We start from the raw sequence: 25,048 nt of genomic DNA, 5'->3' as shown, positions 1-25,048 counted from the left end.
TGATCAACCCTTGTCTTACCGGCATGCCCGACCATCTTTCTAATCATCTATTGATGAAAAAAATATGGGCTGGTATTAACCCTGCGAATGTATGGGATGGGCATGTTCACCTCATAGGTGTCGGGGATAGTGGCAGCGGAGTTTGGTTTAATCCCAACATGGATAGTTTGTTACACCCCATACTTAAGATACAAAAGACTTTTTACATGCATGGTGGTTGCGTAGATGCCCAACAAGTGGATAAGAGCTATGTTGATCGACTTGTGGCTCTAATGTCCGAGATGCCTAACGGGTGTAAGGCGATGCTGTTTGCCTTTGACTGGTTTCACGACAGCCAAGGCAATATAGATCGTAATCAATCTATCTTTCATATTCCAAATACATATGCCGCGCAGGTCGCTAAAGAATACTCACAATATTTTGAATGGGTCGCATCAATACACCCTTATAGAGTTGATGCAGTAGACGCTTTAGAAAAAGCACATGCCGAAGGTGCGCGAGCAATCAAATGGCTACCATCGGGCATGGGGATAGACACTGCATCAGAAAAATGTGATGCGTTTTATCGAGCAGCAAGTCGCTTGAGAATTCCCATCATTAGCCATACAGGAGCAGAAAGTGCAGTGCAAGGTGGTGATCAAAGTTACGGCAACCCATTAAAAATAAGGCGAGCGTTGGATGCTGGCGTACAAGTCGTATTAGCCCACTGTGCATCTGATGGATATGACAATGACTTAGATAATGGTGGAAAAAAGGTGAGGAGCCTAGAGCTATTCGTTCGCCTGATGAATGATCCAAGATACAAGGAGCTGTTGTACGGGGAGATTTCAGCAATAACTTTGATCAACCATGCAGCCGCCATCCCAACCATTCTTGAAAACAGTGATTGGTTGGATAGACTTACAAATGGTTCGGATTATCCATTACCTGCAATTCTTCCGCTCATTAGCGTAACTAAACTAGCAAGCATGGGATTGTTAGATGAAACAGCGCTGCCGTTTTTGAAAGAGTTGCACTCATATCATCCACTAATGTTCGACTTTGCAGTCAAGCGCCTTATTCAATGGAATGGGAAAAGTTTTCCAAGTAAGGTTTTTGAAACGAGATCCGTTTTTCAGAAAATATAACGTGATATTTCTTTTTATTTAAGCAAACAGTAATTGATTTCAAATTAATACAATAAATTTAGATTATAGAAAACAATAAACTCAGGGAGCATTCGATGCAAAACCTAACAGGGCATATTCCTAGATCAGAAACAAGCCTACTTTCTAGAGGCATGGTCGCGGTTCTTCTAGCGCAATTCATTTCAGCATTAGCTGATAACGCACTGCTATTTGCAGCAATTGCACTATTGCAATCACAAGCGGCGCCTGCGTGGCAAACCCCGCTACTACAAGAGTTCTTTGTGGTGGCATTCATCATATTAGCGCCATTTGTTGGGCCCTTTGCAGATGCGCTACCTAAAGGTCGTGTGATGTTAATCGCCAATGGACTTAAATTTTTAGGTGCTGGCGCGATGCTTTCAGGGTTACACCCCTTGTTGGCGTACGGCATGGTGGGAATAGGTGCCGCAGCGTATTCACCTGCCAAGTATGGCATTTTGAGTGAGCTGGTAGGCAAGGATAAACTGGTCACCGCAAACAGCATGATGGAAGGTTCCACGATTGTTGCCATTCTGCTAGGTGCTGTGGCTGGCGGTTTGCTGGCAGACCAATCTGTAACTGGCGCACTGACCGCAATCACTGGCTGTTATCTTGTCGCGGCAGCGGCAAATCTTCTGATCCCCCGTTTAACGCCTGCACATCCTTTAGCGCACTTTGCCCCGATGGTACTGCTTAAAGATTTCGTCAATGCGGTACGTAGTTTGTTCAGCAATAGCGATGCCCGTTTTTCACTGATTGGTACCAGTGTATTCTGGGGTGCGGGCAGCACGTTACGCTTTCTGTTAGTGGCATGGGTACCCGTTGCGCTGAATATCCATGACCTCAGTACACCCGCTTATCTGAGTGGCGCAGTAGCTATCGGCATTGCACTGGGAGCATTTGCCGCCGCTAAATATGTAAGCCTGAAATCGGTGAATCGCAGCTTGCCAGCAGGAGTTCTGATCGGTGGTTTGATCATGGCATTTGCGTTTGTTAATAATCTCTATATGGCGATCTTTATGTTGATCGCGATTGGCATATGCGGCGGTTTCTATGTGGTTCCTCTAAACGCATTACTGCAGGAGAAAGGCCATGAGAGCGTAGGTGCTGGTCATGCGATTGCTGTGCAAAACCTGTTTGAGAATATCTGTATGTTACTGATGATCGGTTTTTATACCCTGCTGGATAAACAAGGCACGCCGGTAGTGACATCTGCTGTTGCATTTGGGGCAGTCGTGTTTATAGCGATCAGCGCTCTGGCTTGGTCAAAAGTCCGTCGCGCTTAAAATCATCTGAACAAGGCAAACCGATCAAATGAATAAACATTTTGCCGTTGCGGCATGCGTCGCCACGCTCTTGCAAAGCAGTATATCTAACGCGGCAGTCGACGCATTAAACGTGCCTTACTTGGGGTTATATCCGAGTAGCGCGCTGAAGATTGCAGATGGGAACTGTAAAGACTGTGGACCAATCAAGCAGGCGCTCTGGTATTTTGAGGAAGAGCCAATTGCCATCGCGAATGATGCGCGAAAAATAGCAGGCTACTCAACCACTGAGCGTGCACAAGCAGATGTGGCGACATGGCTCAAAACGGTAACGAATGATGATTTGTCCGCACTGCCAGCAGCAATCTGGCTGGGCTCCAGGCAAATGATTCCATCTGCGCGATTGTCTGTAGACCACAAAAACATCATTGGTGATGATGGTATCGAAATGGCATTCAATGTGGTTCCCAAGATTCCCACTAACTTGTCTTACCTGAACCAATCAAGCTGGGATTTCTATGCGCAGCGGCCATTAAGCATGCGTGGCGAATTAAACACTCACAATCAATTTGTCGCGAAGACTATCTGGCCACTTGATTACAACATTGGCAGTGAGAGCCCTTATCACCCACTCGCCGCTAGCGAATCTCTCAAACAATTGGTGCAATCGGATCATGGTGGTGCTCAGAAACCCTATACAACTCGTGTGCTATGGGAAAGTGCACCCGGACAAGAACGCAATTGGTCAGATAAAGCCGTCATTGGCGCGATGTTAAACGGTGCTCAAGGCGATGACGATGAAGCGCATGGCGGCCATTTCGCTATCCTGACCGGGCAATATACGGCCGATGGCAACTGGTCACAATGGTTGGTCAATAACTTCTACAACCTGGACGCATATGGTGAAAAAGGTATTATTGCCGCCGTCACGCCTGCTGACAAATATCTGATGGATCTGAATAGCGGCCAGTCGCTTTATCGGCCTTCGTACATGATCGTAGCCATCATGAAAGACAAACAATCAGCACTGACTTATCAGGCGGCTTCTAACCGGGTCTATCAGCATTTTTATCGGCACGATCTTATCTATGACCATGCGCAGGCCAATTGCGCTGGTATCAGTATCGATACTTTCCGCACATTGGGTTGGAACATACCCAAGACAGGTCCCGAAGGCTATCTGAAAGCGATTATTGCATGGTTTTACGTATCGATCACAGAGCGTAGCATCACTTCCGGAAGAGATATCTACGATTATCTGACTGAAGAAAAGACTCGACTTTATCCATCCGTAGCCTTTGATGCGATAGGTAACGACTTACTATCATTAGTGCAGCGCCAATCATCCCGTCAACTGACGGCATACGAACAAAAACTGGTAGAGAATATTGAAGCGATCATTTACGTACATATTCCTCAAGTGCCATCTGAACGCGCTTATGGCCTTGCACCTGTTTATTCATTTGATCAATATCTGGCAGAAACACCTAAAGATAAAAGTCAGTGGAAAATCATACCGACTCAACCTAGACCTTTTCCGGACGAAATGCGGGATGGTCTTGCCACAGAAAAAGCGTTCCGATTACCGATACCTTTGCCCGTATTACTCTCCTTCGCATTATTGGCAGGGCTATTCTGGTTAGTTTTCAGGTTGATCAAGCGATTGTTTTTCTAGCGTTTTTCGTCAGTATTTTCTTACATAAGATTCAGCTGAACACCGGATGACTAAACACAGTGGCACCTATAGAGTGCAATCAACGAACTCTCATAGGAATAAATAAAATGCTAACAAAAATCACATTCGGTCTTTTAGTAAGTGTCATGCTGATTCTCTCTGGCTGTAATACCATACGCGGCGTAGGTCAGGATGTGCAAACAGGCGGTGAGAAAATTGAAAACTCCGCTGATAAAGCACAAAAGAATTAGCCCTTAACGCTGAATCTTAGAAAAATGGAGGCGATCATGCTAATCAAATTCATGATTTATGCAGTCTCAAGTTCCGTTTTATTGATTAACCTGTTTTATTTGATGGCTAAAACTACTTAATCGGTAACTATATACCTGACTGTACAGGTTCATAAAATAGTCCTGAATATAGTGAGGTTGTCTAGTCCTGTTAAATATATAGTTACCACTTAATCTAATGAAAATCATGAGTCGTTTTTCATGACTTTAGGCAGATTGATATAGCTGACTGAAGAGTAAAGTGTGTTTCATGATGATGTGAATTAGATTTGCATCAACACGACAACATAAAACTACTTAGGAGAACATTATGTGGACTAAACCAGAAGCTACCGAAATGCGTTTCGGCTTTGAAGTAACAATGTACGTTTGCAATCGTTAATCTTTAAAAATTAACGACTGTATGACTAAAAAGGGAGCAATTGCTCCCTTTTTGTTTGCTGTATGCACGCGATGCAAGAAGTCATAGCCAATAACGCAAGATCGTTGGCTATGGCCATATGTATCACGAATCTTAAGCTGTATTCACACATATTCAATATGTGAAATCCATATATTCATATCAGTAAATATTCTTTTGAATTATATATAAACTTTATTATATTAATCTCATGTAATTATCATCTCCAGTAGCAAAAGCCCACCAAGCATTCAGGAGGCTAGTGTACCCACACTAGCCTCCTTTTTTATTGAGATGCTCAAACTTTAAGTAATGAGGATATCCATGAAGTTCACCTATAAAGTCTTAACACTGACCTTACTATTTTCTGCGACTAATGCTTATGCAACCGATGGATATTTCACGCACGGTTATGGTATCAAATCCCAATCTGCGGGTGGTGTAGGTATCGCTTTACCGCAAGATGCGATTGCGGGCGCTACAAACCCTGCCGGCATCTCATGGGTTGAAGATCAATTCTATGTAGGTGCAACGTGGTTTCGCCCGCAAAGAGAATCTGAGATCACAGGAAGTTTAGCGCCCGTGAATGGTACGTATGATGCTAACGATACCGAGAATTTCGTGATTCCCGAGGTCGCTTATAAGCACCAGATCAACCAAGATCTAGCAGCAGGGATAAGTGTTTACGGAAATGGTGGGCTGAATACAGATTACAAGGATGGATTCCCCTTGTTCGGTAATACTCGGGCAGGCGTTAATCTAGTCCAGCTGTTCGTTTCACCGACGATTTCATGGAAGGTAACACCCACACAATCTATCGGTATCAGCCTGAACCTTGCATACCAGTTATTCAAAGCACGCGGCTTACAGAATTTTGATAATCCTGCATTTTCTGCCTCACCCGATCATGTGACCGATAAAGGCACGGATTCTTCCTACGGTGCGGGATTACATATCGGTTGGGTCGGTCAAGTAACCGATGCGATTACCTTAGGCGCTACCTACCAAACCAAAACCTATACAACAAAATTTGACCGATATAAGGGATTATTCGCGGATAACGGTAGCTTCGACATTCCCGCGACTTACGGCATTGGTGCCGCTTTAAAAGTTACACCCAGTTTCACATTGGCTGGTGATGTACAACGTATTTTATATGGTGACGTAGATGCGATCAGTAACCCGGGGGCGCTCACTTCACCATTAGGCTCCAGCAATGCCCCGGGATTTGGTTGGAAAGATGTGACTGTTTATAAATTAGGGGCGATATATGCCTATAACGATACGCTGACTTTGCGCGCTGGATATAATCATTCCACCCAGCCGATATCAGATAGCCAGACTTTATTTAATGTATTGGCTCCCGGCATTATTGAAGACCATATTACATTCGGTGGAAGCTGGAAGTTTGAAAATAAGAGCGAGTTATCTTTCAGTTATATCCATGCATTCGAAAATACCGTGAAAGGCGATCAATCAATCCCTAACGCTTTTGGCGGCGGCAATGCAAACCTGAAGATGTACCAAGATGCGATTGGTGTATCCTATAGCTGGGTACTATAAAAGATTAACCAAGACGATGGATAAGCAATGATTAATTGGTCGGAATTCACGCCATGGAGCTCACTGCTTGGCGGAATATTAATCGGCGTAGCCACCTCGATATTATTGCTCATCAATGGCAAGATTGCTGGCATCAGTGGCATTCTTGGTGAGGCATTATCCGCAAAAAAACGGGAGCTGGGCTGGCGATTCGCTTTTATTACCGGACTAATCTTAGCACCGCTTATTTATGCTTTATTCCATCCTTTACCAATTGCTGCTACCCAAGGCGGGTGGAGCACCATTATCATCGCGGGCTTACTGGTCGGGTTTGGCACTCGTTATGGTTCTGGATGTACAAGCGGACATGGTATTTGCGGGATATCAAGACTTTCACTGCGCTCCATAGCCGCCACTATTATTTTTATGCTGAGTGCAGCATTGGTTGTTTACTTGACCCATCACCTGTTCATTAAAACTTAAGCCATGGCATACCTATCTTCATTGATTGCAGGTCTTATTTTTGGGTTGGGCTTGATCATTTCTGGCATGACCAATCCGGCAAAAGTCATCGGTTTTCTTGACGTTGCGGGTAACTGGGATCCATCGCTGGCGTTTGTTATGATTGGTGCGATCTCGATTGCCTATTTCGCTTTTCGCAAAGCAAAGGTCAACCCTCATTCCGCGCTGGGTGAACACATAGAGATTCCAGCCAAGCGGGATTTAGATGCTCCACTTATCGTCGGTGCCATTATATTCGGCATAGGTTGGGGGCTTGCTGGATATTGCCCCGGTCCAGCGATTGTCAGTGTAGCAATCGGTGATGTTGCACCCGTCTTGTTTTCAATCGCCATGCTTGCGGGCATGGTATTTTATGAGTTGTTAATAAAGCGTCTTCTATCTAAATAATTGCCAACTCAGGCCAATCGATAGGTTGCTTCTAAATATTTTCTAGCCTAAAAGATGTTTAATGGGTCTTAAGCAGTTGCCACTTCATCGCATTTTTAACTACACTGCTAGTAAGCAAAAGATTATTTCCCGCCCTTAAAGCACCACTCACTCTTTAAAACACTGCCACACTAAAAAATGACGACTCTTTTTATCTCGCATGGGGCACCGACATTGGCAATGGAGCCTGGCGAGACTGGGCGCATGCTCAGCGAATTAGGTACGTCATTACCGCGACCAACATCCATTCTGGTCATATCTGCACATTGGGATACAAAAGCGGCGCAAGTCAGTTTTGCAGAGAAACCAGAAACAATTCACGATTTTGGCGGCTTCCCCCCAGAGATGTACAAGATGCAATATCCGGCAAATGGCGCACCTGGGCTGGCAAAACAGGTGGTCGATGTGTTGGAGCAAGCGAATATTCCTATCACCACTTCATTGGATCGCGGTCTTGATCATGGTGCATGGGTGCCATTGATGCTGCTTTACCCACAAGCAGATATTCCTGTTACGCAGTTATCAATACAAAGCCATCTTGGCCCTGCAGAACATTATCAGTTAGGGCAGGCAATCAGTCCTTTGCAAGATGATGGCGTGATGATCTTATGTTCAGGGGCTGTGACACATAACCTGAGTGATTTCTTCAGTATGAACCGTGAGGCACTCTCATTAGATTACGTTCTGCAATTTGCGAACTGGATCGCCGACAAGATCGAACATAACGATACTGATGCCTTACTTAATTACCGCGCACTTGCACCCGGTGGCGTAAGAGCACATCCGCATGAGGATCACCTCAGCCCTTTATTTGTAGCGCTGGGTGCTGCTAAAGATAGAGAGAATGTCAGGCGTTATGCGCCAGAAACCACGTTTGGTATTCTGGCGATGGATACTTACGTTTGGGATTAAAAGTCTGAATCGATTCAGACTTTTTTCAAGAAACAGGTCTTCAGTACGATGGTAGTCTTACCCTCACGGCATTCAACCTCTTCATCATCCTCTGTCAGATGAATGCTTTTGAAGACCTTGCCGCGCTTTAAAGTAATAGATGATCCTTTAACCTTCAAATCTTTAATCACTTGAACGGCGTCACCTTCATTTAATTCATTGCCATTACTGTCTTTTGCGCTCATCGTGTTTTCTAATTTAGTGGTTTCTAATTTATCTAACTTTTGAAGACTAGGCTATTGAAGGCCGGGTAAGACGAATTCTTTGGGTAGGAACACCCAAATCTTACCTTTTTGTTTCATGGCACCAGCCTGTTTACCTGCTTCATTGCCCGCACCCCAGAAGAAATCTGCACGAACCCCGCCCTTGATGGCACCACCGGTATCTTGTGCCATCATCAAGCGATTTAATGGCTTGCTACTGTTAGGATAGGTCGTCGCCAAGAATATTGGGGCGCCAAGCGGAATAAAGCGAGGGTCGACTGCGACCGCACGCTCGGCCAGAATGGGCACACCCAAAGCACCGAGTGGCCCTGGCAATCCCTTAGGCAACTCACGGAAGAACACATAACTTGGATTAGTATTCAGCAGATCCTGTAGCTTATCGACATTATTACGCGCCCAGTTCTTGATGCCTTGCATCGACGCTTTATCGGCGCTCAATTCGCCACGGTTAATCAACACACGCCCAATCGATTGATAAGACTGACCATTCTGATCTGCATAGCCGACATGTATCTGTTGACCATTATCAAGCACGACAAGGCCAGAGCCTTGTATCTGCAAAAAGAATAGGTCGATCGGGTCATTGACCCATAGCAACTCCGCTCCTTGCAATGGCGATTGATTGGCATCGATCTCGCTACGGCTGTAATAAGGAATCAGCTTAGTACCCACGACGCGCCCACGCACACGTTTGTTGGCAAGCTCGGGGAATAGGCTCGCGAGCTCTACCGTAATGAGGTCATCCGGCCTGCTATACAAAGGGTATTTATAGGTATCCGTCTTCACAGGGCTACCTTTGAGCAGAGGCTCATAATAACCAGTGATCATACCTGTATCGGTGCTATCAACATTGGTCGTAGCATAGACGTTGAAATACTGTTTGAAGTATTGCTGAATCGCCACTGGATCAGGGTTATTCATGGTTGCTGCGATCTCACAAACATTCTGCCAAGCAGGTTTAGTTTTTAACGCCGAGCAGCTTTGCATCCATGCAGGCCAAGCTTGCACTAAATTATCTTGCTGAATGGACTCCACATCCTGCCAATTTGCAGGACGTAGCAAGCCATAATCTGGAATCTTTATTTCAGCAGTTTTAGGCTCAAGCTGCGGCTTTTGCACTTCAGGGATTGGTACAGCAGGGTGCTCAGCATCAACTGCGCAACGACAAGCAGTTGGTGTCGGTTTGACCTCTTGCGAACCGCAGGCAGCAAGCAATAAAGCGAGTAAAACGGGTATATAGCGATACATAAAGATAACTTAGTGAAGCACGCGTGGCATAGTTAAGGTGAATGACGGGATAGACGTGTCGAATTGTTTGCCATCTTCAGCCACCATTTGGTAAGTGCCATGCATCTTTCCAGTAGGAGTCTTGATGACGGTGCCACTTGTATATTCAAAGTGTTCGCCGGGCTTTAGTAATGGCTGCGCACCGATCACGCCAAGGCCGCGTACTTCTTGCACGCTATCCCCGGCATCAGTGATGACCCAGTGACGGCTAATCAATTGTGCTGATACATTACCCGTGTTTGCGATACGAATCGTATAAGAGAACACGTAACGGTTCTGTTCGATATCGGATTGCTCTGCGATGAATAACGTTTGAACACTCACCGAAAATTCATAACGTTTATCGCTACTCATCATCGATAGCCTTAGGCAATAAGCCCTGTAGTCGGAGAACTTGGTGCAGCAGAATATAGTTTTTTTGGCATACGGCCAGCCAAAAATGCTTCGCGACCAGCTTCCACTGCTTTTCGCATCGCGGTTGCCATCAATACAGGATTTTGCGCGCCAGCGATTGCTGCATTCATCAGCACGCCATCACAGCCTAACTCCATCGCAATCGCTGCATCAGAAGCTGTGCCAACGCCAGCGTCTACCAGCACAGGCACTTTAGCATTCTCAATGATAATCTGCAGATTCCACGGGTTCAGAATCCCCATGCCGGAACCAATCAAGGATGCCATCGGCATCACAGCGCAGCAGCCAATCTCTTCAAGTTGGCGGGCAATGATGGGGTCATCCGAGGTATAGACCATGATATCGAAGCCTTCTTTGACCAATACCTCAGCCGCTTTGATGGTCTCGACGACATTCGGGTACAAGGTTTGCTGATCGCCTAATACTTCAAGCTTTACCAGTGTGTGCCCATCCAACAACTCCCGCGCAAGGCGTAAAGTACGAATCGCATCATCAGCGGAATAACAGCCTGCCGTATTGGGCAGATAGGTAAATTCTTCCGGTGGCAGATAATCTAAAAGCGACGGCTCGCCTGCATTCTGGCCGATATTAGTACGGCGAATGGCCACTGTGACGATCTCGGCACCGCTAGCATCGATTGCCGCGCGAGTTTCCGTAAAGTCTTTGTATTTACCAGTGCCCACCAGCAAACGTGAGTTATAAGTCTTGCCTGCTATCTCGAGTGTATGCATAAAAATTAACCGCCCCCCACTGCGCCAACAATTTCCAATTGATCACCTTCTAATAATGCAGTATCTGCAAATAGGCTGCGCGGCACGATTTCGCCATTGCGCTCTATCGCCAAACGCTTACCGATCAAACCGAGCGTTTCGACAAGCCCCGCAACCGTTAGTTGCGCGACCTCAAACTGCCGTGGATTACCGTTGATAGTTAGATGAATCAATTGAGTACTGCCATGTGAGCGTGAACAAGTGAGCCTAAAGATATATTTCAAAAAATTCAGTCGCTTCAAAATAGCGATGACGCTACTGAGTAGAGACTTTACGTATTTTACGTAGGTTCACCCCCAATTAGCAAACCTACATGCAGTGCATCTTTTGCTTTCTTATGAGCTGGTTAAACGCATATCTAGCAAGCGCGCGGGCAAATCAGTAATATGATGGCAAAATATCCTTATAATCGATGCAACGACTATAAAAGATTAAAGGTAGAGTTTAATCAGCGCTCTTTAACATTTTAAAGGGTGAAATAAAATTACAAGCATGCTGATCAGCTAAAGAAAACATATTGTCGACATCTGTTTCAAATCAATCAAAGAAATTATTCCAGCAGGGTTTAGAAGCCGAAACTACTGGCGACTACTGGTCGGCATTGACGAAGTTCACGGCCGCACTTTCAGCTTTAGGAACAGATGCCACGCCTGCAGAACAAGTCACGGTATGGACAAGAATCGGTTATGTCTTGATGCGCGCCAGACAATATCGCCAATCTGCCGAAGCATTTGAATTTGTGCGTACTTTAGCCCCGAACGAGACAGATACCCTCTACGGAATGGCAGTCTGCTATTTCTATTTAGGCAGGCAAGCAGAAGCTTGTGACCTCATTGACCGCGCAGCACTTATTCGACCAGATGATTATGTGATTGCCTTGGAGCGTGCGCATATCAGGAGCATCGCAAATAGTGACCCCACAGAAAAACTGGCGCTTTATCAGAACTGGGGAAAACGTTTTGCCGACCCGCTGATATCAAAATCCAAACCATTCAGCATAGACCTTTCACCAATGCGCAAACTGCGTGTTGGTTATGTTTCAGGCGATATGCGCGAACACTCTATCGCCTTTTTTTTAGAGCCAGTCTTTGCCAACCATGACCCTGAAAATGTGGATGTATTCGTTTTCTCTACCAGCAAGGCCAAAGACAAGGTCACCGATAGATTAAAGAAGCTGGTACCCAATTGGTTCGATGTTTCTGGCATGAATGATGATGCGCTATTCACGCTGATCCGCAAACATAAGATCGATATCCTGATCGACCTTTCGGGCCATACGCAAGGCCATAAATTATTCGTATTTGCACGTAGGGCAGCACCTGTCCAAGTCACTTGGCTAGGTTACATCGGCGGCACATTGGGCATGCAAGCGATGGATTACCGTATCACGGATTACGGTATGGATCCGGTAGGTAACGATCAGTATTACGTTGAGAAGTTATTTCGTGTGGCATGCATGGCGAGCTATACACCACCACCTGAATCGCCTCTCGCACTTGAGCCGCCGATGTTGGCGAATGGCGCGCCCACACTTGTATCCCTGAATAGCTCCAAAAAGATCACCGATGAGATGCTCCAATTGTGGGGACGCATACTAGAGCAGCAGGAAGATGCCAGACTATTGATTCATGTGCAGGAAATCAATCAAGAAGATGCTCTCTCCACGCTGCAACCAAAGTTAGAACAGTTCGGACTACCAATGGACAGGGTCTTCATTTCTCCCACGGTTCCCTTAAGCGAATTCATGGAACGTGGATTTATCGCCGATGTTGCGTTGGATACATTTCCCATATCTGGCGGAACAACAACTCTACACGCACTTTGGATGGGGTTGCCGGTCGTGGCGCTGGATTCTGCTGAATCCGTTTCAGCATCGAGTGCCCGCACTTTACAAGGGCTAGGATTACATCTATTAGTCGCAAGTAATGAAGATGAATATGTAAAAATAGCCTTACTGCTACTTAATGATCCCGCAAGCTTGGCCATGCATAGAAAAACCATTAGAGATAGAATGCGGGCAAGTGCTTTAATGGGTTACAAAGCCCGCTGTATTGAACTTGAAAATGCCTATCGACTGATGTGGTTTAATTTCATCACGGGTAATCCACAATATCTCCATTCAGGATACGATATAGGTAATGAAGTCGAATCAATAAAAACGTTATCGCCAGAGCAACCATCAGCTAAATGAGCTTACCAATATCCATTCCTCTACTTTTGCCACAAGTGCCTGATCGCGAGGCACTTTGGCCATATTTGGGGCGAATCGATGAAAAAAGGCATTATTCCAACTTCGGCCCTTTGGTGAAAGAGCTGGAGAGCCGCCTTGCAGAACGCTTTCAAGCGCATAGTTCACACACCCTACAAGTCGTCACAACAAGCAGCGCCACCTTAGGTCTTGAGCTCGCGTTGAGCAGTCTGGATTTGCCTAAAGGTTCACACATACTCGTACCAGCACTTACTTTTGTTGCAACATTGACTGCTGTTATCCACGCCGGGCATATTCCGGTCGTCACAGACATTGACCCTGCGAGCTGGTTACTGACCCCAGATATCGCAAAGAACGTGATAAAAGAAAGTAACGCGAAAGCGGCATTGGTCGTTGCGACTTTCGGTCAACCACAAGATACCGTGGCGTGGAGTGAATTCCAGAAATCCACAGGTATCCGCATCGTGATCGATGCCGCAGGCGCTTTCGGCAGCCAGTGGGTAACCGCATCGGATATCCCTGTCGTATTCAGTATGCATGCCACAAAATCCCTTGTTGCAGGTGAGGGCGGCTTTGTTGTCTGCGGCGACGGAAAAACCACTGCTCTGATTGCACAGCTTAGTAATTTCGGTATCAATTTGAACCCGGATGCTAATCTTCCTGTTGGACAGCTATCCTATGCTGGCAGCAATGCCAAATTATCAGAGTTCCATGCGGCGGTTGGCTTGGCGAGTCTGGATTCTTGGGATGCACAAGCGGAAAAACGCCAAACGATCTATGCGCATTATCGCCAAACCCTTGATGATGCTTGTAACAATGCCATCACTTGGCAATCCGGAGATATATTAGCAGCACCCAATACGCTCAGCATACGTGTAGGCTCAAGCGCAAAACGAGAATACCTTGAACGTATCTGCGCAGAAAAAGGCATTGGCACAAGACGCTGGTATCAGCCATTATTACATCAACACGCAAAAAAGATCGGCCCGGTCATCCATCTGGATACGACAGAAGCTGACAAAATAGCTACTGACCTTATCGGCCTGCCGTTTTCTGTTTTTATAACGACTGAACAAATCCAACAAATTGCCGATATCGTTAATAAGGTAGTATCAAATAATCACTAACCACATCAAGTTTAATTAGGGAACCAAATGGATACAATTGAAACATTCATTGAAAAATTTACTGAAGCCGTAGACTTTCAAGAACCTGTAGAGCTGACTGCTGACACAGAGTTACTGACTTTGCCTGAATGGGATTCCCTTGCCGCGTTAGGTGTGATCGTCATGTGTGATATGGAATACAGCAAAACCATTACGGGCAATGACTTGGTAAAGTGTGTCGTATTAAACGATATCTATAAACTGACAAGCTAGATCAACATGTCGCAATCCACATTAAAGAATGTCAAATATGTCGGCATGACGACCTGTGTGCCGAAACGTATTCTTTCGAATATCGATGACTGCCCGCCACACATGCAATCTGAGCGTGAACGCTTGGTGCGCAATATCGGCATATCGCATCGGCGTATATGCTCTGAATGGCAATGTTTCTCTGATCTGGCATTTGTAGCGACAGAAAAACTGCTCGAAGAGATCGGCTGGCAGAAAGAGGATGTGGAAGCACTCATCGTGGTGACGCAATCGCCGGATTATCTGATCCCTGCGACTGCAATCATCTTGCAGGATAGATTAAAACTTACCAAAACGACGATCGCATTTGATGTGAATTTAGGTTGTTCCGGTTACCCGTTCGCACTGTATATTCTCGGCTGCATGATCTCGGCAGGTACCATCAAAAAGGGCTTGGTGCTTGTCGGTGATAAATGCGCGACCGTGATCGACCCACTCTTCTCCGATGCCGGTACCGCAACCGCTTTAGAGTATGACCCATCCGCACCACCGATGTATTTTGACCTCAATAGCGATGGTAGCGGCTACCAAGCCATCATGTTGCCAGTTGGCGGCCATCGGCAACCAACAGCGGTACATCATTTAGTACCGCATAAAGACGAGAATGGCAATTGGCGCACCGAAGCTGGTTTGATTCTGGATGGTCCGGCGGTCTTGAGTTTTTCTACCCAACAAATACCACCAGCAGTAAATAGCCTATTGGAATATTCAGGCTACGATAAAGACAAGATCGATTATTTCCTGTTCCATCAGGCGAATCGAATGATCAATGAGACTATCCGTAAAAAATTAGGGCTGACGCCTGAAAAAGTACCGATGACGCTCCATGATTTTGGCAATACCAGCGGGGCATCCATCCCTGTCACCATGACTGCCCGTATTCGAGAGGCATTGGAATCTGGGCATAACACACTCCTGCTTTCAGGCTTTGGGATAGGCCTATCATGGGGAAGCTGTGTGATTGAGATAGAAGGCGCCAAATTCCCGGAATTGATCGAGGCATGAGCGATACTAGTATAGTCAATACAAGTTCAGTCAGCGCACCGGCATTCAACGGCACAGAGAATTTTGTTCTCGAGGGTAGAACCATCCTTGTGACGGGTGCATCATCCGGCATAGGCAAGGCGGTTGCCATATTATGCGCAAGTCTGGGTGCAACATTAGTCATCAATGGCCGTTCAGCAGAACGTTTGCAGGCTGTGCTTGATCAGTTATATGGTACTGATCACCAAATGATCATCGGTGACTTAACAGAAGTTGATACCCGCGAAGCATTGATTGAAGCCGCCCCTCTTTATGATGGTCTCGCCTATTGCGCAGGTGCAGCCTCATTAGCGCCTGTACGTATGGCGAATGAAAAGCACCTGCAACAGATGTTATCGGTCAATTACCTTGCACCAGCCAACCTGACACAACGATTGCTATACAAGAAAAAGCTCAATACGGGTGCGTCATTGGTTTATGTGACGGCACTAGCATCACGCGCCTGCCCTTCTGCCAGCGCAGGCTATGCCGCTTCAAAAGCAGCGTTGGAATCGTATATCCGCACCCTTGCGCTTGAGCATGGCAAGCAAAATATCCGCGCGACCTATGTTGCGCCCGGCTATGTAGATACGCCAATGCTTGAAAGCTTAGGCACCATGATCGATATGGACAAACAATCTGAGCTGACGCCTATGGGCAAGATCGAAAGCACGGATATTGCGCCAGGCGTAGTCTATCTACTATCACCCGCCAGTCGATGGGTCACACGCAGCATTCTGACCATTGATGGCGGTCTTTCGATAGCGATGAGGCTATAAATGGTTGATAACGAAATTACACCCGAGCTTGTAGCCGCGACGCTGTTCGGTTTGGCAGGCAAGACGATTCTTATCACAGGCGCATCTAAAGGTTTGGGGCAGGAAACAGCCAAATATCTCGCAGCAGCGGGTGCAAAACTGGTGATTTGCGGTCGCGATCAACAACGCTTGGATGAGACACTCAAATCACTGTTGGGTAGTGGGCACCGTAGCATCATCGCCGAGTTGACCGATATGGATAAGCTCATGAATGTTGCAGTCGAATGCGGCAAGGTGGATGGTGTCGTGCATTGCGCAGGCATTCGCGGTCTATCGCCAATGAAACTGGTTAGTGAGACTCATCTCAGCGAAGTAATGGCAACTAATTACACATCTCCAGTCATGCTTACTCGTCACCTGCTGGCAAAGCAATTAATCACAAATGGCGGCTCTATCATCTTCATGTCATCTGTAGCAGCATTAAGCGGCACGGTCGGTGTAGGCCCGTATGCTGGCTCTAAAGCAGCGTTGATTGGTGTGATGCGCCCGATGGCGCTAGAGCTTGCCCGTCGCAAGATTCGCGTGAATACATTATGCCCTGCCTTGGTAGAAACTACCCTGACGACCGAAGATCGTCCTTGGTTCGATGAAATCAGCAAACGCTATCCGTTAGGCGTCGGCCAACCAGCGGATATCGCCCAAGCTTGCCTGTATTTATTATCTGACGCAAGCCGTGTGGTGACAGGTACGGTATTCGCAATGGATGGTGGCCTGGAGTACGCATAGTGAGCGCGCCAAAACATGTGATTATTATCGGGGCTAGTGGTTATGGTCGCAGCATATTGTGGATGTTACGCGAAGATTCAGCGTACCAGAAAGACTGGGATATCAAAGGATTCCTCGACAATCGAGCTGATATTGAAGGCCTGCCTGACGTACCGATTCTGGGCGATCCATTAAGCTATAAGATTGAACCAGGTGATATCTTTATCAATGCATTAGGATCACCAGCAGATCGCCGAACCTATACAGCACCATTGCGCGAACAAGATGCGGATTTCTTTATATTACGTAAGAATCTGCGTCTGGGAGAACGTGCGACCATTGGGCTAGGCTGTATTTTTGATGACAATGTTTCTATCAGTGTAGATGCTCAAATTGGCAGGTTCGTTACCATTTTAGGCTCATCCATCATCGGGCATGGCGTCAAGATTGGTGAATTCTGCCATATCGGTAATTTCGTATTTTGTGGGGGTGACGCCGTGATTGGCAATGATGTGGTTATTCACCCCCATGCCACGATATTACCCCGAGTCAAAATCGGTGATGGTGCCATCATCGGTGCCGGAAGCGTCGTCGTCGCTAACGTGCCTGCTGGCGTGACCGTATTTGGTAATCCGGCCAAGCGCTTCGAGTTCAAGTAATGCTTTCCAAGCTTTCTCAGAAACACTATATAGACCCGGATATCTTTGCCAAAGAGCAAAAACAAATCTTCTCTAAGTTATGGATTTTTGCCGGATTACGCACCTTACTCAGTGAACCAGATGCTTTTTTGACGCGAACCATTGGCGGCATACCCATCCTGATTCAAAACTTTGCCGGGGAGATCAAGGCATTTGAGAATCAATGTGCCCATCGGCAAGCCCCTCTGCAACTAGAAGCGTATGGTCAACGCAAGCTCGCGTGTCGTTATCATGGCTGGAGCTACACGGATGATGGGCATGTCAAAAGCATTCCGCATCAAGAAGCTTTATATCATTTCACTGCGGATGAAAAAGAAAAGCTTTGTTTGCGCCAATTTGCGATAGAAATAATCGGCAACCTCATTTTTATCAACATAGATGCTGATCCATTACCTATCGAGGAACAGTTTACAGATGAGTTCCGGCAACAACTTACGACGATTTCTGGTTACTTTTCATCACAAGTCATCCATACCAGTGTGCCATCTCAATTCAACTGGAAATTGAATTTTGAAAATGTTCTGGATTACAACCATATACCCTTCGTACATCCGCAAACTTTTAAACCATTGATTAACAAAGCTGCAATCTCAAGTGCCCCCGCTCGCAAAGCATTGCCTGAGAAAACGCTTTTATCCAGCTTGAGTTACGCCTCCACCATGGAAATGCAGGTAAAGAAATGGCCTTGGCAAGCCTCAGTCGAAGGGTTTGGTGAGCCTGATACATTTCATACCCATTTCATTTACCCAAACGTCAATTTCATCTCTGTTGGCGGGCTCATATTCCTCATTCAACAATTCGACCCGATCAGTGCAAGTCTTACCGATGTGAGACTAAGTTTAATGACAGCGCGGGAAACCAATAAGATCCGTGCGTTATCTGCAATCTTGTGGGGGTATCTCAAAAGCGAAAAGCGCGTACTGGATGAAGACCGTGCATTACTTGAAGGATTGCAATCTAATCTGTATGACAACGGAAAACCAAGCTATCACGGTGCTTATGAAGTGCAACTGCAAAACGTTGCCGAGGTATATCTTGACCTGATGGAAACTCAACCATGACCCAGCCACCTGATCTAGTATTAATAGGTTGCGGCATTGTGTTTGAGACAATCGCCAGCACTTGGCCGCAACTATCTCAAGGTGAGCGTAAATTACAACTTATACGCTTAGACTCAACCGATGACGCGGCAAATGCTGTGAATGAACAACTGAGTCTATTAAACAACACCGAGATAGAGATATTTGCAGCAATCGACCAAAATGCTCTTAATTTCGCCAGACTTGAGATCTATGGTCAAGCACGCTTACTAGGTTTGAAATCCACGACTTTGATTCACCCAAGTGCGATCATTGCTCCTGATAGTCGTATAGGGGAAAATTGCTGGATTGGGGCCGGCGCGATCATCGCTTCTGGTGCAAGCATCGGCAACAATACATTGATCAATACAGGTGCCAGAATAGATTATGGTGCACAGATTGCCGCAAATTGCTGGGTCGGCTCAGGTGCATCGATAGGACAATATGTGAAAGTGGGGCAACATGTCGTCATAGGCTCTGACATCAATCTGGGCGCTAATATCACCGTAGGCCGTCATTGCTCAATAGATATGCCGGGTGCTTATTTAACGTCTTTAGCTGAGGGTACATTCATTGATAGCCTCTTCCCATCAGCCGTGCATATTTATACAAGTAAATCCGCCAATAAGACGATGCCCCAAACAGATATAACGGCAAAAGAGGCTAGCAAATAATGCAGTCGAGAATGCCACCACAAGCTTATATCTCGCAAGACTGGTTTCAACGCGAGCGTGAATTGCTATTCAAGCCTTTATGGCAGTTTGTCGGTTTAAAAATGATGTTGGCACAACACAATAGCTTTATTACGCGCAATATCGGCGGCATCCCGATTGTCATACAAAACTTCAATGGTGAATTGCGTGCGTTTGAGAACCTCTGCGCGCATCGACAAAATCCATTACAAACTCAAGCCCATGGCATCAGGTCACTGGTATGTGGCTACCATGGCTGGAAATATAGCAGCGATGGCAAAGTGGAAAATATGCCATTTGAACATGAAGTTTTTCGCTATGAACAACAGGAACGTGAATGCTTAGGCCTTAAACGATTCAGGCTGGAAACTATCGGTAACCTCGTTTTCATTAATCTGGCAGCCGACTCTTTACCACTGAATGCTCAGTTCAACCAAGCGCTGATAGCCCAACTGGAAGATGTCTCCAATGCATTTGATAGTGAAGTGCTATTTACAACGTACAAAACCAAATTAAATTGGAAACTGGCTTATGAGAATCTGCGCGATGGCCATCATCCACGTTATCTGCATTCACGTTCGCTTTACCAGAACGTGAGATTCCAGGTGGCGATGGATGAAACCGCCATCAAACATGCCAAGCAGTACCATGCCAACGGTACAAAAGATCACCAGCAAGCGCTAGATTTATTAGCTGGATTCAGTAATGGCGGGCCTGATGAGCCTATAAAAACGCGGGAATCCTATGCTTGGCATGAGTATGTTGAGCGTTATAGTGATAAAGACTGGTATTACAACTGGCTAATATTTCCCAATCTGCACATTGCATCCGGCAGCGGGGGCTATTCTTTTATCATCGAGCATCACCAACCGGTATCTGCTGATCGTACAGATGTCATGATCTATTACGTCACAGCAAAGAAAAAACGTCCTTATGCCACTTCTGCGGCGGTATTACACGCGCATCTGATGGGCGCAGATACAGTATTGCGAGAAGATTTTGAGGTGATGGAAAACATTCAGGCTGGTTTGCACAGCAATGCGGCCCATGCAGTGCTAGGTGATTATGAATATGGTATCAGTGCGATTCAAGATTGGTATATGGATGTAATGGAAGGCAAGGTCACACTCTAATGGCAGCCACAAAACTCATTATTGGCAGCGCTCCCCAAGTGGATCTCGCAATCGCATCATGGCAAGAGATCGAGCCGGATCTGGAAATCATTGGCATCCGCTTACAACAGGATAATGCATATCGTTTTGACTTAAGCGAACTGGATGCCATCGACGCAAAGCGCTGCACTGCATTTGTTGCTTTCGATGATCAATTTCTTAATTTCAGACGCTATGAATTGATGGCAGAAATCAAATCCCGTGGATTCAAAATGCCGCCATTGATCTGCCAAGGTACATTAGTCGCCAAGACCACAAAGGTTGGTGAGAACAGCTTCATCGGTAGCGGTGCAATCATCGACCATCATTGCCAGATCGGGTACAACGTAGTCATAGGGGCAGGTACAAATATTGGTAGTAATACTGTCATCGCACACTCCGCATGGATAGCACCTGGTGTCGTCATTGGCGCCCAAGTAAAAGTCAGTGCAAATGCCACACTTGGACATGGTGTTATCGTTACTGATCATATTGAGATCGGCAAACTAAGTGTTGTAGATAAACCGGGTAAATTCTCCCAGCATATTCCAGCCAAGACCTTTATATATGCGGCTTTTGACGAAGACATCGTGATTGTTGAAAACCGCAACGCAAATACCCATTCATTATCTTAAAATATCTACGAAGGTCTAGCCATGTCCCACAACAATAAAGACATATACAAAGCAGCAGTACTAGAAGCAGCAAAGAACTCTGCGGGGCCAATCATTCCTGATTTGATAGACCGTCCGGTATTTTTCTTTGCACCGCTTTCCGGGTTAGGTTCCATGCATTGCCAGGCAATCGCAGAACAGCTTAAACAACCTATCGCGGCAATAGATGACGTTTCCACAGAAACGCATATATTTGGAATACCACGCTGGTCGACAAAAGAGTTTCTGGAGCGCGCAGGCCAATATCCCAAAGCGATCGCACTGGATTTCTCAGCATCTCCTTGGGCACGGTCTTTATTTACCGCACTCAGTCGTGAGGCTGGTATTGAGCTGTGGGATTGCACCGTAGCTCAAGCACAGTTTGATCGATTCTCGGTATATGAATCCGTGAATGTCTACCGCCAAAAAACACTAGAGAGGCTCGATGACTTTCTTCGCCTTGCGGAACGGTTTGATGATGATTTCAGCCAAGAAACACTCTACGCGAATCTATTGCTGCGTTTAACGTTTGACCGTGCCCCTCTATTAAAAGTCTGGTCAAATCCGACTGAAGAGTATTTCTCCCCTTATGCACAACCCACGACGTTTCGCTTAGGTAGCCGCGAACACTATGTTGATTGCGGTGCTTACCAAGGCCCCATCATCAATAAATTTCTTAGCGCGACCGATTGGCAATATGCCAGCATCACAGGCTTTGAGCCTGATGAATTCAACTTTAAAGTACTGTCTAAACTTTCCACGCTACCTCTAGATAACCTAAAGCTGATCAATAAGGCCGTTTCATATCAAGCCGAGACGTTAAGATTTCACCAAACCGGCACCATGTCGAGCTCCGTATCGGCAGAGGGCAATGTATTGGTCGAGACCACCAGTTTGGATAATGAGCTGGAACACATGAGCTTTCTCAAAATGGATGTAGAAGGCTATGAGCCTAAAACCCTGCAAGGTGCAAAGCGGTTATTAGCAAATGATCGCCCCCGCATTGCCGCATGCGTGTATCACTATGCATTGGATCTGCTCGACGTAATAGAGAAGATTGATACACTAGCGGGCGATTATCATTACCGCATACGTCAGCATAATGGTAGTTATTATTATGACTTGGTACTCTATGCGTCACCTGAGTCTGGCGTTGAACCGCAGAAATGGGTTGCCTGACCATTCTGCTTTGTTTATCGCTAAAAAATATGAAAGAGCCATGTCATCTAGCAGTCAAGAAGCGTCTGTAATATGATGCTTCAAAAGCTAAATACCACAATCTTTATTGGCTTTTCATCTGCTAATCATTCCAGAAAGGTTCGTCATGCAAAGCGCCTGTTCTATCCCTAGAATAACAACCCATACCGCAGGTGGCCTCATTCTGGGCTTGATGGTATTCAGTCTCGCACTAAATGTTCATGCACAAGATGCTGCCGAGAATACAAAACCCGTTGTCGAGCAACTGGTAAATACACTCACAAAGCTTGCACATGGGCCTTATAAAGGTTTCAGGGCTAACCATGCCAAAGGCATCATGGCAACAGGCACATTCACGCCAACCGCCGAAGCAGCCAGCTTGAGTAAGGCACCACATTTACAAAAAGAGAGTACGCCTGTGACGGTAAGATTCTCCAATGCGACAGGTGTGCCAGTCATGCCAGATGCTGATAACAATGCAAGCCCGCATGGCATCGCGATTCGATTCAGCCTGCCAGATGGTGGTTTAACCGATATCGTCAGTATCTCTTACAACGGTTTTCCGGTATCCAACCCGGAAGATTTCCTAGGGTTACTAAATGCAGTCGCCGCCAGCGGAACAGATGCCCCAAAACCATCACCGATTGAGCAATTTTTGGGTACGCACCCTGCCGCATTGAAGTTTGTCACCACCCCCAAACCAGCCCCTTTAAGCTTCACCACACTCGCATTCTATGGTGTGAATGCATTCAATTTCACTAATGCCAAAGGCGAGAGCCATTATGGTCGCTACCGTATCCTACCAGTCGCAGGCGAACAATCCTTGCCTGCCGAACAGCTTGCAATAGCAGACCCCAATTACTTAATGAAAGAGCTGCCTGAACGCCTGAAAAGTGGTGAGGCCAAGTTCAAGATCTATGTACAGTTGGCAGAAAAGGATGACCCGATCAACGATCCAACCGCTGTTTGGCCGAATGACAGAAAACTGGTGGAACTCGGTACCTTAGCCTTAAAAGCAGTGGTAGCTGATAGCCAGCAAGCAGAGAAAAGCATTATGTTCAATCCCTTGCTTCTCCCTGATGGCATCAGTCCATCCAGTGACCCGATCTTGCTGGCCCGCCCTGCGGCCTATGCCATTAGTTTTAGCCGCCGCATAGGTCAGTAAATTACCGGACAGCTTTCACGGCTGCCCCATTTTCTCATCCTGCTGACAGCTTAGGCTGTCAGCGCTCTCCCACATTGGTTTCAGTTAGCTACCGACTTCAACAAATCTTAGCCAGCTTTATGATGTCCACATGGTCGAGTCATTTAAAAGCACTCGATTATGTCTTTCATTCTAAATGAGGAGAAAACTATGAATTGGGATCAAGTTGAAGGCAACTGGAAACAACTTAAAGGTAAAGCTCGTCAACAATGGGGCAAGCTAACCGATGACCATGTAGAACAGATCAAGGGAAACCGCGAGATGCTTTCAGGAAAACTACAAGAGCTTTACGGTATCTCCAAAGATGAAGCTGAGAAACAGATTACCAGTTTCAATAAAAGCTGTTCTAAGCATTAAGCCTAGACACTGAGTCTTTTTAGGCTTTTAAATTACCGCGCTTCCAAGCGCGGTAATTTCACGCAATGTTAGGAGCACACATGCGCATTCTCACCCTGACTGTCTCAAGCTTGCTCACATTATTGATCGCAAGTTCTGGGCTCACAAATTCTGCAAGCGCCGAAACCATCAGCGAGATGGAATACGATACTGGCATGAACCAGATAGACGTGACTTACAATGCCGACAAGGCCAGTTGCGAAGACTTTTCTGGTAACAAAAAAGACATCTGTCTCGAGCAGGCAAAAACCATAAAAAGCACGTCGCAGTCAGTATTAGAGGCGCGCTATAAAGGCACCAATACAGCCTATCTGGCAGCCGCACGTGAAAAGGCAAATGGTAATTACAATGTGTCAGAGCAGGTCTGTGATGACTATGCTGGTGACACCAAGGCTTTGTGTCTTGCCAAAGCAAAAGCGGAAAGGGATAGCGCATTAGCTGATATAGAAGCCAACCGAAAAGTGTATGAAGCCAGAAAAGAAGCCACCGACAAAAAAGTCGAGGCCGATTACACAGTGGCACTTAAAAAATGTGACATGCTTTCAGGAAATGCTAGAGATACCTGTGAAAACAACGCTAAAAAGCTCTATAAACAATAAGTTTAAGCAAATTAATTTAAGAAGCTACCTAGTTTTCAAACACGGTAACTTCTTAATCGCATTAAAGTCAATCGGTAAGACGGGGCTAGCATCAGAGCAGGCAAGAAGATAATCTATGAAACATAAAACCAACTAGTGATAAAATGCCACCTGCTTTTGCGCGGGTGTAGTTCAATGGTAGAACGCTAGCTTCCCAAGCTCGATACGCGGGTTCGATTCCCGTCACCCGCTCCATAGACGTTTTAAAAAGTGTGAGGAAAGACTTTTTGGAACTTCGAGCCAAGCAGTTCGCTAC

General features: G+C 46.1%; 28 protein-coding genes, 1 tRNA gene and 1 pseudogene. 25 read left to right on the top strand and 5 right to left on the bottom strand.

The genetic code is table 11. The features are described from left to right. The first annotated feature begins 53 nt into the window (after window positions 1-53). The 9 genes from A7981_RS00695 to A7981_RS00660 all read left to right on the top strand — a co-directional run bounded on the left by A7981_RS00695 (window position 54) and on the right by A7981_RS00660 (window position 8,177). Complete coding sequence (locus tag A7981_RS00695; protein WP_254258458.1) at window positions 54-1,127, top strand: amidohydrolase family protein; 1,074 nt, start codon at window positions 54-56, stop codon at window positions 1,125-1,127. Window positions 1,128-1,222: 95 nt separating this feature from the next. Next, the gene (lplT, locus tag A7981_RS00690) at window positions 1,223-2,431 is read left to right on the top strand and encodes a lysophospholipid transporter LplT (protein ID WP_067262609.1); all 1,209 of its coding nucleotides are present in this window, start codon (window positions 1,223-1,225) and stop codon (window positions 2,429-2,431) included. Window positions 2,432-2,459: 28 nt separating this feature from the next. After that, on the top strand, window positions 2,460-4,085 hold the full coding sequence (locus A7981_RS00685) for a hypothetical protein (protein WP_082889165.1): 1,626 nt from the start codon (window positions 2,460-2,462) through the stop codon (window positions 4,083-4,085). Window positions 4,086-4,192: 107 nt separating this feature from the next. Then, window positions 4,193-4,336 (top strand): entericidin A/B family lipoprotein, encoded by a 144-nt coding sequence (locus tag A7981_RS00680; protein WP_067262607.1) that lies wholly within the window; start codon window positions 4,193-4,195, stop codon window positions 4,334-4,336. Between the two features lie 349 nt (window positions 4,337-4,685). Beyond that, window positions 4,686-4,757 (top strand): pyrroloquinoline quinone precursor peptide PqqA, encoded by a 72-nt coding sequence (gene pqqA / locus A7981_RS12365; RefSeq protein WP_013440845.1) that lies wholly within the window; start codon window positions 4,686-4,688, stop codon window positions 4,755-4,757. A 342-nt stretch (window positions 4,758-5,099) separates the two neighbouring features. Next, window positions 5,100-6,338 carry an OmpP1/FadL family transporter gene (locus A7981_RS00675; protein WP_067262606.1) on the top strand — a complete coding sequence of 413 codons (1,239 nt, stop codon included), beginning with the start codon at window positions 5,100-5,102 and terminating at the stop codon, window positions 6,336-6,338. Between the two features lie 27 nt (window positions 6,339-6,365). Beyond that, complete coding sequence (locus A7981_RS00670; protein ID WP_067262604.1) at window positions 6,366-6,800, top strand: YeeE/YedE family protein; 435 nt, start codon at window positions 6,366-6,368, stop codon at window positions 6,798-6,800. Between the two features lie 3 nt (window positions 6,801-6,803). Next, the gene (locus tag A7981_RS00665) at window positions 6,804-7,226 is read left to right on the top strand and encodes a DUF6691 family protein (protein ID WP_067262602.1); all 423 of its coding nucleotides are present in this window, start codon (window positions 6,804-6,806) and stop codon (window positions 7,224-7,226) included. 177 nt (window positions 7,227-7,403) lie between these two features. Then, window positions 7,404-8,177: a class III extradiol ring-cleavage dioxygenase gene (locus tag A7981_RS00660; protein WP_067262600.1), complete on the top strand. Its 774-nt coding sequence runs from the start codon at window positions 7,404-7,406 to the stop codon at window positions 8,175-8,177. 14 nt (window positions 8,178-8,191) lie between these two features. Here the strand turns inward: A7981_RS00660 and A7981_RS00655 are convergent, their stop codons facing one another. Genes A7981_RS00655 through thiS form a run of 5 tightly spaced genes read right to left on the bottom strand, consistent with a single transcriptional unit; the run spans window position 8,192 to window position 11,084 of the window. Continuing rightward, on the bottom strand, window positions 8,192-8,401 hold the full coding sequence (locus A7981_RS00655; RefSeq protein ID WP_067262597.1) for an alkylphosphonate utilization protein: 210 nt from the start codon (window positions 8,399-8,401) through the stop codon (window positions 8,192-8,194). Between the two features lie 51 nt (window positions 8,402-8,452). Continuing rightward, on the bottom strand, window positions 8,453-9,688 hold the full coding sequence (locus A7981_RS00650) for a murein transglycosylase A (RefSeq protein ID WP_067262594.1): 1,236 nt from the start codon (window positions 9,686-9,688) through the stop codon (window positions 8,453-8,455). A gap of 9 nt (window positions 9,689-9,697) precedes the next feature. Beyond that, on the bottom strand, window positions 9,698-10,081 hold the full coding sequence (apaG, locus tag A7981_RS00645) for a Co2+/Mg2+ efflux protein ApaG (protein ID WP_067262592.1): 384 nt from the start codon (window positions 10,079-10,081) through the stop codon (window positions 9,698-9,700). 11 nt (window positions 10,082-10,092) lie between these two features. Beyond that, on the bottom strand, window positions 10,093-10,872 hold the full coding sequence (locus A7981_RS00640) for a thiazole synthase (RefSeq protein ID WP_067262589.1): 780 nt from the start codon (window positions 10,870-10,872) through the stop codon (window positions 10,093-10,095). 5 nt (window positions 10,873-10,877) lie between these two features. Continuing rightward, on the bottom strand, window positions 10,878-11,084 hold the full coding sequence (gene thiS / locus A7981_RS00635; protein ID WP_067262586.1) for a sulfur carrier protein ThiS: 207 nt from the start codon (window positions 11,082-11,084) through the stop codon (window positions 10,878-10,880). 344 nt (window positions 11,085-11,428) lie between these two features. Here thiS and A7981_RS00630 point away from each other — a divergent pair, with 344 nt between their 5' ends. From A7981_RS00630 to A7981_RS00555, 16 genes and pseudogenes are all read left to right on the top strand, one after another. After that, window positions 11,429-13,102: a hypothetical protein gene (locus A7981_RS00630; RefSeq protein WP_067262582.1), complete on the top strand. Its 1,674-nt coding sequence runs from the start codon at window positions 11,429-11,431 to the stop codon at window positions 13,100-13,102. Then, window positions 13,099-14,247 carry a DegT/DnrJ/EryC1/StrS aminotransferase family protein gene (locus A7981_RS00625; RefSeq protein WP_067262579.1) on the top strand — a complete coding sequence of 383 codons (1,149 nt, stop codon included), beginning with the start codon at window positions 13,099-13,101 and terminating at the stop codon, window positions 14,245-14,247. Before A7981_RS00630 ends, A7981_RS00625 begins: the two co-directional genes overlap by 4 nt. Before the next feature lie 27 nt (window positions 14,248-14,274). Then, window positions 14,275-14,499, top strand: a complete 225-nt coding sequence (locus A7981_RS00620) for an acyl carrier protein (RefSeq protein WP_067262577.1) — start codon at window positions 14,275-14,277, stop codon at window positions 14,497-14,499. A 6-nt stretch (window positions 14,500-14,505) separates the two neighbouring features. After that, entirely contained in the window at window positions 14,506-15,543 is a 1,038-nt protein-coding gene (locus tag A7981_RS00615; RefSeq protein WP_067262573.1) for a ketoacyl-ACP synthase III, read from the top strand. Next, window positions 15,540-16,340 (top strand): SDR family NAD(P)-dependent oxidoreductase, encoded by an 801-nt coding sequence (locus tag A7981_RS00610; protein ID WP_067262569.1) that lies wholly within the window; start codon window positions 15,540-15,542, stop codon window positions 16,338-16,340. Before A7981_RS00615 ends, A7981_RS00610 begins: the two co-directional genes overlap by 4 nt. An 18-nt stretch (window positions 16,341-16,358) precedes the next feature. Beyond that, window positions 16,359-17,105, top strand: a pseudogene (locus A7981_RS00605) (SDR family NAD(P)-dependent oxidoreductase); the annotation flags it as partial. Then, entirely contained in the window at window positions 17,105-17,743 is a 639-nt protein-coding gene (locus tag A7981_RS00600) for an acetyltransferase (RefSeq protein ID WP_305791262.1), read from the top strand. The pseudogene A7981_RS00605 and the gene A7981_RS00600, both read left to right, overlap by 1 nt. Continuing rightward, window positions 17,743-18,843 (top strand): Rieske 2Fe-2S domain-containing protein, encoded by a 1,101-nt coding sequence (locus tag A7981_RS00595; RefSeq protein ID WP_067262562.1) that lies wholly within the window; start codon window positions 17,743-17,745, stop codon window positions 18,841-18,843. Before A7981_RS00600 ends, A7981_RS00595 begins: the two co-directional genes overlap by 1 nt. Then, window positions 18,840-19,535: a DapH/DapD/GlmU-related protein gene (locus A7981_RS00590; RefSeq protein WP_067262559.1), complete on the top strand. Its 696-nt coding sequence runs from the start codon at window positions 18,840-18,842 to the stop codon at window positions 19,533-19,535. Before A7981_RS00595 ends, A7981_RS00590 begins: the two co-directional genes overlap by 4 nt. Continuing rightward, window positions 19,535-20,686, top strand: a complete 1,152-nt coding sequence (locus tag A7981_RS00585) for an aromatic ring-hydroxylating dioxygenase subunit alpha (protein ID WP_067262556.1) — start codon at window positions 19,535-19,537, stop codon at window positions 20,684-20,686. The genes A7981_RS00590 and A7981_RS00585 overlap by 1 nt, the downstream gene beginning before the upstream one ends. Then, on the top strand, window positions 20,686-21,339 hold the full coding sequence (locus A7981_RS00580) for a hypothetical protein (RefSeq protein ID WP_067262553.1): 654 nt from the start codon (window positions 20,686-20,688) through the stop codon (window positions 21,337-21,339). Before A7981_RS00585 ends, A7981_RS00580 begins: the two co-directional genes overlap by 1 nt. Window positions 21,340-21,360: 21 nt before the next feature. Further along, entirely contained in the window at window positions 21,361-22,536 is a 1,176-nt protein-coding gene (locus tag A7981_RS00575) for an FkbM family methyltransferase (RefSeq protein WP_067262550.1), read from the top strand. A gap of 211 nt (window positions 22,537-22,747) precedes the next feature. Beyond that, window positions 22,748-23,719 (top strand): catalase family peroxidase, encoded by a 972-nt coding sequence (locus tag A7981_RS00570; protein WP_088178035.1) that lies wholly within the window; start codon window positions 22,748-22,750, stop codon window positions 23,717-23,719. A 189-nt stretch (window positions 23,720-23,908) separates the two neighbouring features. After that, on the top strand, window positions 23,909-24,115 hold the full coding sequence (locus A7981_RS00565; protein WP_067262543.1) for a CsbD family protein: 207 nt from the start codon (window positions 23,909-23,911) through the stop codon (window positions 24,113-24,115). An 80-nt stretch (window positions 24,116-24,195) separates the two neighbouring features. After that, a complete protein-coding gene (locus A7981_RS00560; protein WP_067262538.1) occupies window positions 24,196-24,753 on the top strand; it encodes a hypothetical protein in 558 nt (185 codons plus the stop codon). Window positions 24,754-24,913: 160 nt separating this feature from the next. After that, window positions 24,914-24,987, top strand: a tRNA-Gly gene (locus A7981_RS00555). Window positions 24,988-25,048: the final 61 nt, after the last annotated feature.

The sequence above is a fragment of the Methylovorus sp. MM2 genome (genome assembly GCF_001648895.1).
Classification (GTDB): domain Bacteria; phylum Pseudomonadota; class Gammaproteobacteria; order Burkholderiales; family Methylophilaceae; genus MM1.
Note: the sequence above shows the minus strand (reverse complement) of the source record. Positions and strands in the feature narration are given on the sequence as shown.

What these genes read in the sequence shown, in the direction of transcription:
- A7981_RS00695 (WP_254258458.1), top strand. Translation starts at nt 54, where the DNA reads ATGAAAAAAATATGGGCTGGTATTAACCCTGCGAATGTATGGGATGGG.
- lplT (WP_067262609.1), top strand. Translation starts at nt 1,223, where the DNA reads ATGCAAAACCTAACAGGGCATATTCCTAGATCAGAAACAAGCCTACTT.
- A7981_RS00685 (WP_082889165.1), top strand. Translation starts at nt 2,460, where the DNA reads ATGAATAAACATTTTGCCGTTGCGGCATGCGTCGCCACGCTCTTGCAA.
- A7981_RS00680 (WP_067262607.1), top strand. Translation starts at nt 4,193, where the DNA reads ATGCTAACAAAAATCACATTCGGTCTTTTAGTAAGTGTCATGCTGATT.
- A7981_RS00675 (WP_067262606.1), top strand. Translation starts at nt 5,100, where the DNA reads ATGAAGTTCACCTATAAAGTCTTAACACTGACCTTACTATTTTCTGCG.
- A7981_RS00670 (WP_067262604.1), top strand. Translation starts at nt 6,366, where the DNA reads ATGATTAATTGGTCGGAATTCACGCCATGGAGCTCACTGCTTGGCGGA.
- A7981_RS00665 (WP_067262602.1), top strand. Translation starts at nt 6,804, where the DNA reads ATGGCATACCTATCTTCATTGATTGCAGGTCTTATTTTTGGGTTGGGC.
- A7981_RS00660 (WP_067262600.1), top strand. Translation starts at nt 7,404, where the DNA reads ATGACGACTCTTTTTATCTCGCATGGGGCACCGACATTGGCAATGGAG.
- A7981_RS00655 (WP_067262597.1), bottom strand. Translation starts at nt 8,401, where the DNA reads ATGAGCGCAAAAGACAGTAATGGCAATGAATTAAATGAAGGTGACGCC.
- A7981_RS00650 (WP_067262594.1), bottom strand. Translation starts at nt 9,688, where the DNA reads ATGTATCGCTATATACCCGTTTTACTCGCTTTATTGCTTGCTGCCTGC.
- apaG (WP_067262592.1), bottom strand. Translation starts at nt 10,081, where the DNA reads ATGAGTAGCGATAAACGTTATGAATTTTCGGTGAGTGTTCAAACGTTA.
- A7981_RS00640 (WP_067262589.1), bottom strand. Translation starts at nt 10,872, where the DNA reads ATGCATACACTCGAGATAGCAGGCAAGACTTATAACTCACGTTTGCTG.
- A7981_RS00625 (WP_067262579.1), top strand. Translation starts at nt 13,099, where the DNA reads ATGAGCTTACCAATATCCATTCCTCTACTTTTGCCACAAGTGCCTGAT.
- A7981_RS00620 (WP_067262577.1), top strand. Translation starts at nt 14,275, where the DNA reads ATGGATACAATTGAAACATTCATTGAAAAATTTACTGAAGCCGTAGAC.
- A7981_RS00615 (WP_067262573.1), top strand. Translation starts at nt 14,506, where the DNA reads ATGTCGCAATCCACATTAAAGAATGTCAAATATGTCGGCATGACGACC.
- A7981_RS00610 (WP_067262569.1), top strand. Translation starts at nt 15,540, where the DNA reads ATGAGCGATACTAGTATAGTCAATACAAGTTCAGTCAGCGCACCGGCA.
- A7981_RS00595 (WP_067262562.1), top strand. Translation starts at nt 17,743, where the DNA reads ATGCTTTCCAAGCTTTCTCAGAAACACTATATAGACCCGGATATCTTT.
- A7981_RS00590 (WP_067262559.1), top strand. Translation starts at nt 18,840, where the DNA reads ATGACCCAGCCACCTGATCTAGTATTAATAGGTTGCGGCATTGTGTTT.
- A7981_RS00585 (WP_067262556.1), top strand. Translation starts at nt 19,535, where the DNA reads ATGCAGTCGAGAATGCCACCACAAGCTTATATCTCGCAAGACTGGTTT.
- A7981_RS00580 (WP_067262553.1), top strand. Translation starts at nt 20,686, where the DNA reads ATGGCAGCCACAAAACTCATTATTGGCAGCGCTCCCCAAGTGGATCTC.
- A7981_RS00575 (WP_067262550.1), top strand. Translation starts at nt 21,361, where the DNA reads ATGTCCCACAACAATAAAGACATATACAAAGCAGCAGTACTAGAAGCA.
- A7981_RS00570 (WP_088178035.1), top strand. Translation starts at nt 22,748, where the DNA reads ATGGTATTCAGTCTCGCACTAAATGTTCATGCACAAGATGCTGCCGAG.
- A7981_RS00565 (WP_067262543.1), top strand. Translation starts at nt 23,909, where the DNA reads ATGAATTGGGATCAAGTTGAAGGCAACTGGAAACAACTTAAAGGTAAA.
- A7981_RS00560 (WP_067262538.1), top strand. Translation starts at nt 24,196, where the DNA reads ATGCGCATTCTCACCCTGACTGTCTCAAGCTTGCTCACATTATTGATC.